At 44.7% G+C, this 16,119-nt stretch carries 14 protein-coding genes; 10 read left to right on the forward strand and 4 right to left on the reverse strand.

All coding sequences use genetic code 11. From position 1 onward, the window contains the following. Positions 1-67: 67 nt before the first annotated feature. Positions 68-2,317, reverse strand: coding sequence for a helix-turn-helix domain-containing protein (locus ACFRAM_RS20700; protein WP_379467631.1), 2,250 nt, complete (start codon positions 2,315-2,317; stop codon positions 68-70). Between the two features lie 304 nt (positions 2,318-2,621). On the opposite strand from ACFRAM_RS20700, the gene ACFRAM_RS20705 reads away from it, so the two are divergent. From ACFRAM_RS20705 to ACFRAM_RS20715, 3 genes are all read left to right on the forward strand, one after another. Continuing rightward, positions 2,622-3,527, forward strand: a complete 906-nt coding sequence (locus tag ACFRAM_RS20705; RefSeq protein ID WP_379467755.1) for an ABC transporter permease — start codon at positions 2,622-2,624, stop codon at positions 3,525-3,527. A 32-nt stretch (positions 3,528-3,559) separates the two neighbouring features. Next, the gene (locus ACFRAM_RS20710; RefSeq protein ID WP_379467635.1) at positions 3,560-4,471 is read left to right on the forward strand and encodes a carbohydrate ABC transporter permease; all 912 of its coding nucleotides are present in this window, start codon (positions 3,560-3,562) and stop codon (positions 4,469-4,471) included. Positions 4,472-4,556: 85 nt separating this feature from the next. Next, positions 4,557-6,095, forward strand: a complete 1,539-nt coding sequence (locus ACFRAM_RS20715; RefSeq protein ID WP_379467637.1) for an extracellular solute-binding protein — start codon at positions 4,557-4,559, stop codon at positions 6,093-6,095. Between the two features lie 87 nt (positions 6,096-6,182). Here ACFRAM_RS20715 and ACFRAM_RS20720 read toward each other — a convergent pair whose 3' ends face one another. Together ACFRAM_RS20720 and ACFRAM_RS20725 are read right to left on the reverse strand one after the other, a co-directional pair. Next, on the reverse strand, positions 6,183-7,193 hold the full coding sequence (locus ACFRAM_RS20720; protein ID WP_379467639.1) for an SGNH/GDSL hydrolase family protein: 1,011 nt from the start codon (positions 7,191-7,193) through the stop codon (positions 6,183-6,185). Between the two features lie 39 nt (positions 7,194-7,232). Further along, positions 7,233-8,294 (reverse strand): GntR family transcriptional regulator, encoded by a 1,062-nt coding sequence (locus ACFRAM_RS20725; RefSeq protein WP_379467641.1) that lies wholly within the window; start codon positions 8,292-8,294, stop codon positions 7,233-7,235. 274 nt (positions 8,295-8,568) lie between these two features. Here ACFRAM_RS20725 and ACFRAM_RS20730 point away from each other — a divergent pair, with 274 nt between their 5' ends. From ACFRAM_RS20730 to ACFRAM_RS20760, 7 genes are all read left to right on the forward strand, one after another. Next, entirely contained in the window at positions 8,569-9,591 is a 1,023-nt protein-coding gene (locus ACFRAM_RS20730) for an SGNH/GDSL hydrolase family protein (protein WP_379467643.1), read from the forward strand. A 300-nt stretch (positions 9,592-9,891) separates the two neighbouring features. Continuing rightward, positions 9,892-10,740, forward strand: coding sequence for a methyl-accepting chemotaxis protein (locus tag ACFRAM_RS20735; protein ID WP_379467645.1), 849 nt, complete (start codon positions 9,892-9,894; stop codon positions 10,738-10,740). A 40-nt stretch (positions 10,741-10,780) separates the two neighbouring features. Continuing rightward, complete coding sequence (locus ACFRAM_RS20740) at positions 10,781-11,629, forward strand: P-loop NTPase family protein (RefSeq protein WP_379467648.1); 849 nt, start codon at positions 10,781-10,783, stop codon at positions 11,627-11,629. 187 nt (positions 11,630-11,816) lie between these two features. Continuing rightward, complete coding sequence (locus ACFRAM_RS20745; protein ID WP_379467650.1) at positions 11,817-12,713, forward strand: AraC family transcriptional regulator; 897 nt, start codon at positions 11,817-11,819, stop codon at positions 12,711-12,713. Positions 12,714-12,753: 40 nt separating this feature from the next. Further along, on the forward strand, positions 12,754-13,626 hold the full coding sequence (locus ACFRAM_RS20750; RefSeq protein ID WP_379467757.1) for a phosphotransferase: 873 nt from the start codon (positions 12,754-12,756) through the stop codon (positions 13,624-13,626). Positions 13,627-13,898: 272 nt separating this feature from the next. Continuing rightward, positions 13,899-14,477 carry a GNAT family N-acetyltransferase gene (locus ACFRAM_RS20755; protein ID WP_379467652.1) on the forward strand — a complete coding sequence of 193 codons (579 nt, stop codon included), beginning with the start codon at positions 13,899-13,901 and terminating at the stop codon, positions 14,475-14,477. Positions 14,478-14,486: 9 nt separating this feature from the next. Further along, complete coding sequence (locus ACFRAM_RS20760) at positions 14,487-14,975, forward strand: P-loop NTPase family protein (protein WP_379467654.1); 489 nt, start codon at positions 14,487-14,489, stop codon at positions 14,973-14,975. Positions 14,976-15,039: 64 nt separating this feature from the next. Here ACFRAM_RS20760 and ACFRAM_RS20765 read toward each other — a convergent pair whose 3' ends face one another. Beyond that, positions 15,040-15,849 (reverse strand): pentapeptide repeat-containing protein, encoded by an 810-nt coding sequence (locus tag ACFRAM_RS20765; protein WP_379467656.1) that lies wholly within the window; start codon positions 15,847-15,849, stop codon positions 15,040-15,042. Positions 15,850-16,119: the final 270 nt, after the last annotated feature.

A 16,119-nucleotide genomic window follows, 5' to 3' on the forward strand; every position in this document is an offset into this window, starting at 1 on the left:
TTTGAGCCTGTCCTGCCGGGTAGCTTCGTAACCTTTCACTTTTCCATGACAAGCAGGAAGGGCTTTGCTATCCGGAGGCGTCCCCGTGGATTTCACGATACTGCTTCGGGGTAAGATTCGTGAACTTCTTGAATGCGGAGAAGAAATGCCCTTTGGATAAGAAGCCGCATTGATCTGCGATCTCTAGCACCGAGAGCTGGCTGGATACCAGTTTTTCTTTCACTCTTTCGATTCGTTCCTGAAGGATGTATTCGGACAATGACATGACCATAATCTCCTTGAATAACTGCCTTATATAGCTCACGGAGAAGGAAAAATTGTCGGCTACCTGTTCGATCGATAATTGTGCATCCTGCAAGTGGTTGTCCACGTATTCTTTGATCTCCAGAACCATTTCTTCCTTGCGGTTTGAGGATTTCGGAGTTTCGGTCTCGGATGCGAGCATCGTGACGATACTCTCCAGCCAAGCTTGAAACTCGGACAGTGTGCTGTACCGCTCCAGCAGTTGATGGATGCTGCTAATTTCGTGCAGGACGCTGGATTTGTTGAAGCTTTTGAGCAGATCGTAGGTAAAATAGGTCAGGTTAAGCTTCCAGTCACGATAAGGCAGCTCATGGACGTGCTTCATCTGCTGGCGTAGCAGAACGACGGCGGTTTCCGGTCGGCCGCGGCGGATCGACTTGATGATCTCGGTCGTCTCCAGCGCCTCGGACGCTGAAGGATATCCGGCCATAAACTCTTCATAATCACTCTCCAGAAAAATTTGCTTTTCTCCGTTAAGAAATCGCAGCATCGTCAATTCGTAGATATGATCATATACGTTTCGGATATTGGCGCCGAAATCATAGGCGTTGCTAACTGCGATGGTGGTATCGACGCTCAGAATGCGCGCCACCTGAGTATGCGTCTCTTCCAAAAGGTGTTGTAGTCCAAGCTCGTCCAGCTCATGGGCGCCGATGATCAGGATGAGATGGTCGCCCCCCATATCCAAGCCTTCGGCCGCATAAGCGCCGGTGCCAATCACTTCTTCACTAATATTGCGTATAGCGTACTTAATCAATTTCCGGGAAGGGAAATCGTAACGTTCGCAAAAGCTTGTATAAGCTTCGATCCGAAGGACGGCCAAAAACAGAACTTTACAGGAGGTCAGCTTGGTCCGGTTCTGAATATATTCGTAGCTCTTGGTGCCCGGCGTCCCGTGCAGCACCCACTGGGCAAGAAACTCCGTCCGAACGAGCTCGGATTGATTGCGCATGGATACATGAAGCTGCTCCACATTGTTTAGCAGCATATCGATGCCGTCGTTGATCCATTGGATATCCGGCTTGGCATCAGCCGTGGAGTCTGCAATGGCCACCTTCATCTTCATCTTTTCCAGCATAAAGGTGATGGGACGCAAGGAATGCCGCGAACTCCAGAAGAACAATCCTGATAGAATTCCCAATAGCACCAATGTATACGCTATCAATTTTTGCTGAAATGAGGTGATATGGCGAGTTAAAGTATGATACTCGTTGGAGTAGTATACCGACCAATTTTCGGTTGTCAGCTTAGCTGTATTAACGAACCATCTCTGATGTGGGAGCTGAAGCTGAAAATCGCTGCCTTGCTGCTCTCGCCCAGCTTGATAAAGCTGTTCGGTCAAAGCGGGATTGGGCGTCCCTAATAGGAGCTGTCCTTGCTCGTTCAGAATCCGAATGTCTTGCTCTGAAGAAGCGGTTTGGCCGAACAGAAGCTTCGACAAGAGTGGTTTATCAACCAGAAGCACTAGATAGAAGTCAGACGGCTTCTCAGGAGTTGCAGGCAAAACAAGGGCGAGGCAGTCTGAACCATCCAGCGAATGATTAATGAAACGCAAATATTGGCGTTGGAATGATTTTACCCGCTCCAGCATGCCCTGATCGGCAAAGGCATCATGACGGATGATTCCGACTTTGGAGTCGACGACAAGATTGTTCTTCAAATTAATCAGATAGGATCGCTGTATGAGTGATTCGGTAGACATGAAATTGGATTGGGCGACGAGTGCAGCATGGTCGATGAGCGGGTCTTTGCTTGTATTGAAGAACCAGTTTTGAATGTTCTGATCGGCGTACATGCTGAGCCCGTAAGCTTTCAAATTACCGAGAATCATTTCGGTCTTTGAAGCCAGGTTGTTGACTTCGTTCTGCGAATTGCTGCGTACCTCCAGCATGGTGTATTTCGCGAATTCCGCAGACAGCAAATAGACGAAAGGTATAATTGAACAGATCAGAACAGTGGTGAGTAATAGAAAGGTACGAAAATATGTCTTTTGTAATATTGGTTTGAACTTCATATAATTCCAGAACTCCTTGCTTAATGATTATCTGTTTAAGGGTATACCTTAACTGCCCCGTATAGAGAAACTAACCGCGACATCCTTACTCAACCATATCCTGACCTTCCTGTGAAGTCCTGATTTTGACAAACTACAATTTAAGATAATACTGGAAACTGAATTACCGCGCAATCCTTAAGTTTAGTACTCTCTGTGACACAATGAGGACTATTCCAGAACCATCGATCCACACATAATAAACACTGTCAGAACATGACCGCATCACACAGACCAGATAGAAGGGAGTGATACAACATTGAGAATGCTGCAGGATTTATTAAAGAACCGGAACTTGTATTCGATGGCGATACCAGGAATCATCTTTCTTGTTGTCTTCTCCTACGTTCCTCTGGTCGGACACCTGCTGGCGTTTAAGGACTTCCAGATCAGCAAGGGCATATGGGGTAGTGATTGGGTGGGACTGGACAACTTTCGCTTCTTTTTCTCCAATCAGGATTGGGTTCAAGTTACGGTCAATACCGTTTATTTAAATGCGCTGTTCATCATTTCCGAGATGTTCTTTGCACTTATTCTCGCGCTTTTCTTGAATGAGATCCGCTTGAAATGGTTTAAGCGTACGATCCAATCGGCCGTCTTCCTGCCTTATTTTATTTCATGGGTCGTCGTAGGCTACATGGCATTCATTCTCTTCAACAACACGGACGGTCTGATTAACCGTGTTCTGGATAGGAGTGGACTTCATACCGTCGATTGGTTCCAAACCCCATGGGTATGGCCAATTATTCTAACCTTAACACGGATCTGGAAGAGCGCTGGTTATTTCTCTATCATCCTGCTTGCTGCCATTACCGGTTTCTCCGCCGATTATTATGAGAGCGCACGCTTGGACGGAGCTACCAGGCTGCAGCAGATGAGATTCATTACACTACCGTTGCTGAAGCCGCAAATCATCATTCTCGTACTTTTGGGTGTTGGGCGAATCTTCTACGGAGATTTCGGGATGATCTACGGAATTATCGGAGATAACGGGATTCTATTCCCAACGACCGATGTCATCGATACATATTCATATCGGGCGTTAAGGCAGCTTGGCAATTTTAGCATGTCATCTGCTATCGTATTCTATCAGTCTATTATGGGACTTATCGCTGTTGTTTCGTTTAATGCACTGGTTCGGAAAATCGATAAGGACTCCAGGTTATTTTAAATTCAGGGAATGTAAAGGGAGGTGAATATCCTATGAATCGTCCAGTTGCTCTGATCCCGCCCGCACAAATCCGCCAGAAAGGCGGTTTCTCCGATAAAATGGTAATGCTGTTGTTCGGGCTGTTTCTGGTGCTGTTTGCGCTGGCTTGTTTGCTTCCGTTCTGGCTAATGGTCATCAATTCGTTCGCCACCACCCGAAGCTTGGCGCTCTACGGATACTCGATATGGCCACAAGAGTTCACGTTGGAGTCGTATCGCTTTCTCCTTCAAGGTAAGCAAATGTTTACCAGCTATAGTGTCACCATTGCTGTAACCGCTATCGGAACGGTTATTGGTCTCGTTGTCACCATGTTGTTTGCTTACGTGCTGGCCCATCCGAAGAACCGATACGGCGGCTTTCTCTCGTTCATGACCTACGTGCCGATGGTATTCGGCTCGGGGCTCGTCGGCTTCTATCTTCTGGTCGTTCAATGGCTGCATCTGAAAGATTCACTATGGGCGCTTGTGCTCCCCTATGTCATGAATCCGTTCTTTGCATTTATCTTAGTCTCTTTCTATCGCTCTCTGCCGTATGAGCTGAACGAGTCGGCTAACATTGACGGTGCTGGAGAGTGGACAATCTTCTTCAAAATTATCCGGCCAATCTCAACGCCGGTTATCGCGACGATCAGCTTGTTCTATGCGCTGCAATATTGGAATGATTGGTGGCTGTCGCTTCTTTTTATTGATAACAGTGATATGTACCCGCTCCAGCTGCTTCTTCGGCAGCTTATGTCACAGATGCAGCTCACGTCGCTTAATCACGGTAATGTGCTGACACTGCCGCCGGCGGAAGGGGTCAAGCTGGCCACGATATGCCTGACGATCGGCCCAATTATATTGGTATATCCGATGGTCCAGAAATATTTTGTCAAAGGTCTGACCCTCGGCTCGGTGAAAGGTTGAATAAGGCCTGATACGCATTGCTGCATGTATCGTTATTGACTGGTCGGCCGCTTAATAAGATGACTATTTGAAGGGAGTAATTTATATGGCCAAATTAAAACGCAATTTCTTGGTGGTTGCGCTGCTCGGAGTAGCAGTCACTTTATCCGGGTGCTCCGGCGCTGGTGGAGATGCTTCTGCTCCTAGCGATTCTGCAGGAAATGGCGGTGCATCCCTTGAACCGGTTACGTTGGAGGTTGTTATTCCAGGCGCGAAGGGGGCTAACTTCAACGAGGTGCTGGCAGAGGTTAACAAGAGGCTACAAGCCGAGATCAATACTCAGGTTAAATTTACAGTCATCGACTTTGCCGATCTAAGTCAGAAGACCAACGTAATGCTGGCTTCGGGGGAGAAGGTGGATTTGATTTTTGATGCCCCGTGGCTGCATCTGGAGACGATGGCTGCTCAGGGCTATTATGAGGAATTAAGCGAACTTCTGGATAAATACGGTCCTAATGTGAAGAAGACAAGACCGCAACAAATGTGGGATGCAAACAAAATTAACGGCAACATCTACGGCGTTCCCTTGGGAAGCGCCTATACCCAGCAGAGATCGGTCTTCATTCGAAAGGACTTAAGGGAACAGTTGAACCTGCCGCCCGTGAAGACGTATGAGGATCTGAAAGCATATCTCTACGCCGTTCGTGACAGCAACTCCGGTATCACTCCGCTTCTCGCAGGCGCAGACGACGTCACCTACAGTTGGGTCAACTGGCTGATCCGGGACGATACCAGCGTCAACATTCGCCCTACGAATTTTGCAGGAGCCAGCCTGATGCTGTATTACAAGGGGAACGACGGGCAGGTCTACAATTTCTTTGAAACCAAGGAACCTAAGATCTGGTCCAATATTCAGGATGTCCGCAAGCTGTTCGTTGACAAAGTCATGTCTCAGGACGTGCTGACGAATAAAAGCGGACCCGGAGAAATGCAGCTCCAGAACAAAGTCGCCGCCACGCCGCAAATGGTCTTTGGCGTTCCGAAATCATACAACGACCAGTTGAAGCAGGTTGTACCTAATGGAGAGCTGGAGGCCGTTCGTCTGTTTGATATGACCGCTGGCAAGAATCTTTCCAACTTTAAGATGGATAATTTCATTAGTATTGTAAAGACAAGCAAACATAAAGACCGTGCGATGATGTTTCTCGATTGGGCGAACCGGCAGGAGAATTATGATCTGCTAGAGCATGGTATTGAAGGTGTGAACTGGAAACCAGTCGGCGAGCATCAATACGAAACACTGAACAATGATGGCGGCATCGTCTCGTTTCAGCTCATCCTGAACCCGACATTAGAACGGGAGTGGGTCGGCACGGACGCTGAGACTCAAGAGTACAGCCAATTTATTACGAAAGCTGACAATTTCACGAAGGACGTTATGACCGGCTTTACCTTCGATCCGACGCCAGTGAAGAACGAAGTAGCCCAGTTCTCGACCATTCAAGCAAAGTATTATAGCGGATTATTTAATGGTGCGCTTGAACCGGACGACTATTTTGCCAAGTTTAAAGGGGAAGGCGAAGCGGTGCTCAAGAAAATTCAGAATGAGCTGCAGAGCCAGGTCGACGCCTTCTTGGCCAAATAAAAGTGTAGTTGCTCATCTGAACAACGATTTAGCAAAAAAAAAGGACTGATTCTTTTGAATCGGTCCTTTTTTGCGGGTTGTTATATGTTAACGACTGACTGAAAATGATGGATTGGACAGGGAACAAACTTGGCGGATCGTCCCGGCTAATTTCTCGGCCATTTGCTGATGCTTCTTGATGGAAGGGTGTCCACTGCCCCCCATGCCTTCTTCCAGCCGTTGAATGAGCGGAAATTCCACAAAATGAATGTGAGCATCGCCTTCTTCGTTGAGACTGTTTACTAGAGCCTTTAGATAGGGACCAGGATCAAGGGTCATCGGACCGATTGCACAGAATAATTCAGCAGACGGATATCTTCCGCGAATGAAATTCGTCAATTTGCGATACTGTTCTATATAATCCGAAGGCTGGATGGGCGCGGACCAATCATTAGTCCCGAGATTAATGACAATAAATTCAGGGTCAAAGAGATCCATTGCTTCTTGATCAAGATAAGGACAGATGGTTTCCATAAAATAATCCGACATGCGCCCTTCCTTGCCACCGCCGAAATTCTGATAACAGCCAGTGCCAGACGCACCGACAATCAAAGTTTCGGCATTCAAAAGTTGACCTGTTAGCGAGCTGTAAGCAAGTGCGATATTTTCGCGCGAAGCGTCGCAATCACAGGGGATCTGAGCCTCGTTGCCAAAGCCGCATGTGATCGAATCGCCGATGATGAGCAGCCGATGGGGAAGAGGGGATGGCGGGCTCAGAAAAGTTCCGTTTTCTGTCTTCAAATCGGTAAATTTAATGCTGCCAAATGCCGCTTCCGTACGTTTTTGCAGGGTTAGCGTATGAGGCACGTCCTCAAGGTCATCCGCAAGCTGGTACAGCCTTTTTTCCGGATCTATTCTCACTACCCGTACCGGAAGATCGTCGATATAGACGTTTACCCAGCTTTTTCCCTCACCGTTGATATCCTCGATTTCGGCATAAATTTCCCGCCCTTGAAAGCGCACGGTTATCGCACTTCCAGGAAGAAAACAGGAGATGCCATCCTGCTCTTGATGAAAAAGTCCGTGTCTCAAACTCAAATTCAAAAAGTCGAATTTCATAAAGTCTTACTTCCTTTCAATGATGAAATTGAGTAAACATTATGCGTAAGGGTTCTCACATGTAGACTCCCGGAGCACCAAAGAAACACCAGATAATATTTTCGAATTGCCTCCATAAGTTTTGCCTTGAATAACCTGATTCAGTAAATTCGCAGCATTTCTGCCGATTTCCTCGAAGTTCTGCCGAACGGTAGACAATCCGAGCGACAGGTTACTAGAATGGTCCCAATCATCGAATCCCATAATGGATACATCCTGGGGGATGTTGACGCCGCGGTTGGTCAGTAGCTCGATCATTTCAATGGCAAGCTTGTCATTGGAGCAAAACAAAGCAGTGATATCCCGCTTCAAAATACTGCCCGCTAGTCGGTCATAATCCATGTGGGTCAATAAATGATCATCGGTTACCGGTAGCCCTGCCTGACGCATGGCGTTGGAAAACCCTGCGAACCGCTCCTGCTCGGATTGAAGGAAAAATTGAAAGCTGGCAAATTTTATTTTGGTGTGCTTCAGACGGATCAGCTCCCGGGTAGCCAAGATCGCCCCGTCGTAATTATTGCATCCGGAAAAATAGCATGGATGATCCACGTTATATCGATCAACCAACAGATAGGGGATATTGTTCTGTTCAATTAATAGGAAGTTATCCTTGCTTTGGATTGGATCGAATGGATAGATCAAGATTCCGTCGACTTTCCGGTCTAGCATTTTCTGAATGGATGCTTGTTCAACGGCCAAGTTTTCGTTACTCCATTCCACGATTAAGGAGTAATTGAAGTCGGCGGCCACTTGTTGGGCGCCTTTGATGATTTTCATATACGACACATCGAAATTATCCTCTGCCGATAAAATGAATGCGATCAAATGACTCGAATTGTCCGCTGCTTGAACTCCATTTACAAAAGAGCCCTTCCTTTTAATTCGGGTGATTGTGCCCTCGTTTGCTAGTTCTGTCATCGCTTTTCGTACCGTTATTCCGCTTACATGAAATTGCTTCATAAGATCTTCTTCAGTGGGTAGTTTATCGCCAGGACGAAGCTTGCCAGCTTGAATCTGATGCAGCAGTGCTTGTTTAACCGTCTCGTACTTCGGTTCGTTCACAATAATTCTCCTCTATTACAGTCTGGTGATATAAATCAGACATCTCTTATTCTTTTCATAAAAGTATACTTTATTATTTTATTAAAATCAAACTATTACTCTTGATATGCGTAATAAACAGTATAGATTTTCTTCTGATATTACCTTTATAATTGACTTGATTTATATGTGATGATATCATAATTATAGATTTATAAATTAATAAAGTATACTTTATTATGTTTTTTTCAAACGTGGTTTCAGAAGTTTACGTGAAGCTGGAGGGGGAATTACTTTGGTATTTAGCTTTAGCAAATATACCAGACTGATGGGGAGATTTGATCTAACCGAGAAAGAGTCTCCGAAATGCGGATGGGTAAACAGCGCTGTTTTTCTTACCTTCCGTGGTACGGCCATCTCTATGACGGCTGAGGGTTCCGGTGGTCAGGATTACGTTGAAATCGTAGTAGACGGTGTCGCTCGCAATTGGATCAATCTGAAGCAGGGGACACATGAGTACGTAATTGAACAGGGGCTATCTGAGGGTGAGCACACGTTAGAAATCCACAAGCGAACGGGTATTCTAACCGGAAGTATTGTGTTCCATTCTTTTTCGCTGCCTGATGGTGGAGCCTTCCTCGCCCCGCCAGCGGCAAAGCCTGTCCGCCTTGAATACTTTGGGGATTCCATCACCGATGGAGCAGGGATCGGTCATCCGCATGTGCTCGCTGAAGCTCCGCATCTTGATGACGGATACATGTCCTATGTCGGAATCAGCGCCAGAATGTTGAATGCGGAATATCACACGATGGCCATTTGCGGAATCGGCGTTTGGCAGGACGCGATAGGAGGCAATCAAAGATTGCCGGAACATTTTTATGGAACGCTGGGCAAAGGGACAGAGCCATGGGATTTCAATCAGTATACTCCTGATGGAGTTGTCATTAATTTGGGACAGAATGATTATTCGACGCCAATTGATGACGAGGAGTATATTGCGGCTTATATTGAATTCATACAGGCTATTCTGGAAAAATATAAAGATCCCTATATCTTTTGCTGTGTTGGAACGATGAATAATAACTATCTGGCCAGTGTGAATAAGGTGGTATCCTATTTCAAGCAAAAAGGAAATGCGAAAGTGCTTGTGGTCGATCTAGGTCTGATTCATCCAGAGATAGAAGGTTGGGGCGGCCGATACCATCCAGGCTATCAAACGCATTATCGAATGGGCTCGGAGCTTGCTGGTTTTATTTCCGCCAAGACTGGTTGGGAGCTACTTAAGCGTCCATTGATCGCAACTGAATGTGTGTTTTAAAATCAGTGAGCATGAGATCTATAAAAGTTGAGAGTGTCTGGACCTGTCATGGGGTCAGGCACTCTTTTGCGTATAATGTACGCTTCTCAATGTTCTCCCACCAAAATGCTGTTATGCGATTTGAATAAAAAAAGAGTCTATCTAGGTCTGTACTCCCTGTATTTACCTCCATATTGTACCGATAATATATAAATATATTATTAATAAAATTTGTTCTATATTCGGCTTTATGGGCAATATTGGGATTGTATATAATGATCTTGTAATCCAGATTACAACAATTAACTGGGGGAAATAGCGATGAGTGTTGATCAAGGAATCATGTTTACAGCTATGGAACAATCACTTGCGATGATTGCTTTTGATACCTACGGGAAAGTGCTATGGGCGAACCCTATTTTCGCAGAAGTAATGGAACACACAGTGGATGCTTTGCCAGGGATGCAGCATAGTAGTTTTTGTCCTTCTGAATTTGCAAAGAGCCGGGAATATGCAGACTTTTGGGATAATCTACGCAATGGAGTAGCCTTTCATGACAAGGTACAACGGGTTACACGAAGTGGAAGAGTGCTCTGGCTGGAGGCTTTTTACACACCGGTGTTAGATGCAGAAGGACACGTGCAAAATGTGGTCAAAATTGCTACAGATATCACGGCCCGCCAACAGGTGCTGGTGGATAGTTCGAATGAATTTATGTCGGTTGTTACGGCAATGACTGCACGGACGAACGAAGTGCATCATGCTTCACAAGGCATTGTTAATGATATTGAAATCCTTAATAAAGAGTCACAAGTTGTGAAAACCAACGTGGAAACGATAAGCTCTGTAGCTTCTTTAGTCAAAGAGATCGCCACTCAATCGCATATGCTGGGGCTGAATGCGGCTATTGAGGCGGCCCGGGCGAATGAATATGGGCGTGGTTTTGCTGTAATTGCTGAGGAAGTTCGCAAGATGGCGAATACCAGCAAAAATTCAGCGAACGAAATTTCTAATCAACTCGATGAAATTCTAAAGTCATTATCTGTTATGATGAATATGGTAAATAATGTGACTGAGAAGATAGAGAACAATTCAGACTCAATTAACCAACTCAAAGATTCCTATGGCCATATTGTGCAGACTGCTGAGAAACTCTCAGCTATTGTCTGATGATTATAAATACAAAGTAAGAGTGCGAGGAGGTAATTCTATGAAACCCAAAGTAGTCCTCATTGAAGGTTTACCCGGCTCCGGGAAAACAACAACGGCTAGGCTCGTTCATGAAATTGTTACGGAGATGAATGTGAAGTCTCAGCTTTTTTTGGAGGGGGATTTGGACCATCCGGCAGATTACGATGGCGTGGCCTTCTTTGAGAATAACCAATGGGATGAATTATTGAGCACCAATGAAGAGTATAGAGCGTTATTGAGCCGTCATGGGATTCAACAGGGTGACGGTGGTGTTTTCCTGGAATATCGCAAGTTAAAGAATACATACGGAGCTGACTTCCCTGACGAGTTATTGAACATCGTGTTCCGAAATGATGTGTACGAATTACCGCTGGAACCACATAAGAAGCTGATTACAAAGCGATGGAAGTCTTTTGTGGAAAATGTTCTGACTGGCTCGGAGACCTTTGTGTTTGATTGTTGTTTTATTCAAAACCCTGTGACGATGGGGATGATTAAGTATGGTGCTGAGAAAGAAGATGTTATAAGTTATGTTACGGAACTGAGTGCCACTGTAGAGCGTCTGAATCCATTGCTGATTTACGTGGAGCAGGATGACCTGGAGCATGCGTTCCGTAAAGCTGTTCAGGAAAGACCGATAGAATGGTCAGAAGGATTTATTGAATATTATACAAACCAAGGTTTTGGGCTGAAGAATGGGTGTAAGGAATTGCAAGGAACACTCCAGGTTCTAAAGGCAAGACGTGAATGGGAAGAAGATATATTTAATAGATTACCTATCGCCAAGTACAAGGTGAATAACTCTTCGTATGAGATAGATGAATATAAGCAAGTGTTGGCGGGGATCGTATCGCAATATTTTAGATAACAGGCACAGAGTGACTTTTATTCGCTGCAGTGCAAGCTAGCTCTTACCTGCGCATAAGCTGTGGGGCAAGGGCTATTTTGTATATTGTAAATACGATGAAGCAAAAAAGGAGAAGTGAGGCCATTATGAGAGTAAAGAGAGCGCAGAGCTCCGAACTAATCGTATGAGGGATAATGAGCAAGAGAGAATGGACCATGTCGTTCAATATATCAAGGAGAACAGCCATAAGAAGCTCAACTTGGAGCTATTGGCGGGTGTTTCACATTTGTCGAAGTATCATTTTTCGAGAATATTTACAGCCAAAATCGGTATGACTCCGGTGGCATTTGTGAATAGAGAACGCTTACATAAAGCTGTTCGGCTGCTGGCTGAGGGCAGCCATAAGACGATTCTGGAAATCTCAATTCAGTGTGGTTTTGAGTCAGTATCGACGTTCAATGCGCTCTTCAAAAGACATTATGGGCAAACGCCAAGCGAAGTTCGTAGCCGTGCCAGGAAGAATAGCAATTATTCAGCAATCTTTAGCAATAAGCAAGCAGAATTACCCCCTGTGGAAAGATACAATAACCATAGCACTGGTAATCAACTACTCAAGAGGGTTTGGGATAACATGATCACTACTCGGGAATTGCCGGGGTATGAAGTGGCGTATGTTAGACATGTCGGGAGCTATCTGGATACGCGGGATGCATGGGATAAGCTGGGGCAATGGGCGAGTGAGCAAGGACTGGCACCAGGACAGCACTCTTTTATCGGCATATCTTTAGATGACTCGATTTTCATAGATGAAATGGCCTGCCGGTACGATGCCTGTGTCTCATTGCCCAGTGGATTTCAGCAGCACGGACATGCCCTGCACATCCAATTCCAGACGTTATCTGGTGGACTGTATGCGGTATATCCCTACTACGATACTGTAGAAAAGTTTGTGCTGGCTTATCAAAATGTGTTTAGCCTCTGGTTGCCTGATAGCCAGTATGAGGTCGACGATCGCCCCTGCCTGGAGTTCTGTCTGAATGATCCTGCGCAGGACTCGGAAGGGAAAGTTAAGGTTGAATTATACGTTCCGATAAAGCACAAATGAAATAAAAAGATGAGCAAAAGGAGGATCATTATTGGGGAACGTGATTACTACTGTGAATTGGATTGAAAAAGAGGCCGCGCTGGCCGCGCTCTTGGAAAGAGCAGAGACACTTAGCGCGCAGCCTTTGAATCAGGGGTTTGAAGCCGAGGTTCTACAGATACATAGTGATCAAGAGCGGTTCGTCTTGAAAATATGGAGCAAGGAGTCCAAACCGGATGTAGGTGCTCAGTACCATTTGCTTAAAATCCTTCATGAACGGGGAATCGCTGTTTCCAGGCCGATAGGTTGGGGCATCGATTCCGCTGGGGATCAGGTGTTGTTAACGACCTTTGATGGGACACCTATTGAAAAAGTGAATGACAAGACTACAACTGAGGTGGCTGGATTATTATCCAGGTTGCACGAAGTCGATGTTTCCAAGCTGGGAGAGGCAGCGGGTCTTATTCCTAAGTATGATTTTCTCAATTATTTTTTCCCCGGGGCCAGTGAATTCCCAGATCTCTATGACACGGCAGTTTCCCTCATTCCATTGACCCACATGAAGCAGGATCAGATTATACATGGTGATTTTCATTCTAATAATATCCTGGAGAACAACGGACGATATACCGTCATTGACTGGACGAATGGACAATTTGGGGACCCTAGGTATGATTTTGCATGGACTTATATTCTGCAGAAAATCTACTTGTTGCAGTCCCGTGCTGAGGCGTTTCGTTCAGCTTATCTATCCGATAAGGCTATTCCTAGCGAAGAACTGGAGGCCTTTGAAGCGCTGGCTTGTCTACGCTGGATATTGCTCAGTAGAAGGAATGGAGTTCCCAAGAGGAGCGGAACGGCTGAACGGGTCAAGCAGCTGATTCATAACAACCCGTTTCTGAAAGAACGGAAGTTTAGTGATTTTTCTACTTAGATGAAAAAAAGATATTAAGGAAAAGCGAAAAGGAACGAAGGGGGAGGGTTTGGAACTGTAGGAGCGCAGCATTCGTCTAAAAGCTTTCCATAGGAAAGCTCGCATCGGAAGCATAGGCTCTTCTCAGATTTCAACCGCTAAAAGCGGTTATTAAAGAAGAAATCTGGGAACAACAACGACCGAAAGTCCAAACATTCCACCGTAGTGACGATGGAGCCTTACGTCCATATCTTAAATTCATCTTACACAGAAAAATTGAAAGGGGTGACGGAATGAACCTTGAGGCGTTTTTTGGGCAGTTTCCCGTGCTTAGGTCCGATGAATTGATATTAAAAAAGATAGAAGATGTCCACGTGGACGATGTTTTTGGAATCTACAGCAATGATAAGGTGTTTGAATACTGCGGCATCCTCCCCAAGCATAACAAAAACACGGTGAGCAACATAATCGGGCATTTTTCCAGAGATTTTCACAAGCGATCAAAGATCAAGTGGGGGGTCTTCGCTAATGCGGAACCTGAGCGCTTGCTGGGAATTATTGAAGCCTTCGATTTTAATCAGAAGGTGAATATGGTGACGATTGGTTACTTTTTGGATGAGGCCCATTGGGGCAAGGGTATTGCCAGTGCTGCTGTGAAAATATTGCTTCATTTCCTGTTTGTCGATGTCAAAGTTAACAGAATTCAGGCAGAAGTGATGCCCCGAAATGATTCATCCAAGAAGGTCTTGGTGAAGAATGGCTTCTTGAAAGAGGGTACGCTTAGACAGGCAAGCCTGTGGGCGGGGAAAGGGATTGTGGATTTGGACATCTATAGTATTTTAAAAGAGGACTATTTAGCAATGACAATCTAAGGAGACCCTATGAAAAAGGTTCTAATCATTGGGATTGTAGCTAGTGGTAAAACTACATTAGCCAAGCAATTATCTGAAAAAATAAATATTCCTTGGTATGAGCTGGATTCTATTGTTCATCATCAGACGGCAGAGGGGCGAATTAAACGTACAGCACATCAGCAGCTTGAAGTGATCATGGATATTGATAAGGATGGACATTGGATATTCGAAGGAACGGATCGCGAATCCTATCAATGTCTATATGAGATGGCAGATACCATTATATTTCTGGATACACCGCTATGGAAGCGCAGAATCCGAATATTCGTCCGCTTCCTTAAGCAAAATCTCGGTTTAGAAAAATGTCATTATAAACCTGATCTTACTATGTTAAAAATGATGTATAAATGGACGAGGGATTTTGAGCGTAATAGAGACTGCTTTGAAGCCAAGCTGCAGTTTTTTCAAGATAAAGTTATCAGAATATATGATAATAAAAACTTGAATTTTAGATGAAGGCAATCCTCACAAAGGAGGCTGCGTTATGCTCTCGCCGATAGGTGGGGGCTTTTAATTTTCATCAAGAAGATATCCAATGGGCAGGCATGTTTAAGTAATGAGGTAACCGGGTATGTTTATTCCCTTTTGCCGAGTTAACTTGAGCTTGTGTCAGAAAAATACTTCCCGTGAGATTAGCGCCAGATAATTCAGCATCTCTTAAGTCCGCACCAATAAAATCTACCTTTTGCAAGTCGGCATCCCGTAAATTGGCTGCGATTAGCAATGCCCCTCTAAAATTCGACCCTCGCAGGTTGGCACTTCTTAAATTTGCACCTAAAAAATCCTTACGCAACTTGTTTTTCTTCTGACTTTGAATATAGTCCTTTCGAATAAATTCGCTTGTGGCAAGTAATAACTGATTTACAGTTTCTCGATGAGCAGGTATGTCTAATTTGAGAATATCTTCGGGATCAAGATTGGTTAGGGACTCTATAGAATTAAATGCGTTTTGCAGTTCATTTCGGATGGAGCGGGTTTCTTCCAGTTCTAGTGCTTGATTTAAGTAGAAAAGCATCTCATGCAATTGTTGGACGATAGGAAATACTGCAAACATTGCCTTCGACGACTCCGGATTCTCTCTCCAATTCGCTCCCTTGAAGATCTCTTGAGAGACCTGTTGTCCTGCACCAAAGCATTCATAAGCAACACACCCGTTAAAACCGCGATCTCTCAAATGCTCATGTATACTGCAACGATGATCTGAACCCATATTACGACAAGGTGTTCCGCTATCTTTATCAAAAGCAAAATCTGCTGATTTGGCATACGGCAAAGCCACACAACATAACCCAAAACAATGTTCACAGTCAGACTGTAGTCTACTATTCATACAACACTTCCTAAATTAAATTGGAATATTATACGGACAATAATATAGATCCATATTTTGTGATTAATAATAACCTAAGAAGGATCTTTTTAAAAGTTAGGTTTCAAGCATTCTGCAAAATAATTATCCCATTCGACAAAAATCGCGAAAGCTTGATGCTACGCGGTTTTTGTCTCTTTTTTATTTAAATTTTTCATTATTCTTTTATTGACCCTCTGTAGACTTATATATGGAAGCTATGAATTCCGTCTATGAACAAGAAAACCGGGC

This window comes from Paenibacillus sp. NPDC056722, assembly GCF_042790635.1.
Lineage (GTDB): Bacteria > Bacillota > Bacilli > Paenibacillales > Paenibacillaceae > Paenibacillus_AQ > Paenibacillus_AQ agri.

What these genes read in the sequence shown, in the direction of transcription:
- ACFRAM_RS20720 (WP_379467639.1), bottom strand. Translation starts at nt 7,193, where the DNA reads ATGAAATTCGACTTTTTGAATTTGAGTTTGAGACACGGACTTTTTCAT.
- ACFRAM_RS20765 (WP_379467656.1), bottom strand. Translation starts at nt 15,849, where the DNA reads ATGAATAGTAGACTACAGTCTGACTGTGAACATTGTTTTGGGTTATGT.
- ACFRAM_RS20740 (WP_379467648.1), top strand. Translation starts at nt 10,781, where the DNA reads ATGAAACCCAAAGTAGTCCTCATTGAAGGTTTACCCGGCTCCGGGAAA.
- ACFRAM_RS20735 (WP_379467645.1), top strand. Translation starts at nt 9,892, where the DNA reads ATGAGTGTTGATCAAGGAATCATGTTTACAGCTATGGAACAATCACTT.
- ACFRAM_RS20700 (WP_379467631.1), bottom strand. Translation starts at nt 2,317, where the DNA reads ATGAAGTTCAAACCAATATTACAAAAGACATATTTTCGTACCTTTCTA.
- ACFRAM_RS20760 (WP_379467654.1), top strand. Translation starts at nt 14,487, where the DNA reads ATGAAAAAGGTTCTAATCATTGGGATTGTAGCTAGTGGTAAAACTACA.
- ACFRAM_RS20710 (WP_379467635.1), top strand. Translation starts at nt 3,560, where the DNA reads ATGAATCGTCCAGTTGCTCTGATCCCGCCCGCACAAATCCGCCAGAAA.
- ACFRAM_RS20745 (WP_379467650.1), top strand. Translation starts at nt 11,817, where the DNA reads ATGGACCATGTCGTTCAATATATCAAGGAGAACAGCCATAAGAAGCTC.
- ACFRAM_RS20715 (WP_379467637.1), top strand. Translation starts at nt 4,557, where the DNA reads ATGGCCAAATTAAAACGCAATTTCTTGGTGGTTGCGCTGCTCGGAGTA.
- ACFRAM_RS20755 (WP_379467652.1), top strand. Translation starts at nt 13,899, where the DNA reads ATGAACCTTGAGGCGTTTTTTGGGCAGTTTCCCGTGCTTAGGTCCGAT.
- ACFRAM_RS20705 (WP_379467755.1), top strand. Translation starts at nt 2,622, where the DNA reads ATGCTGCAGGATTTATTAAAGAACCGGAACTTGTATTCGATGGCGATA.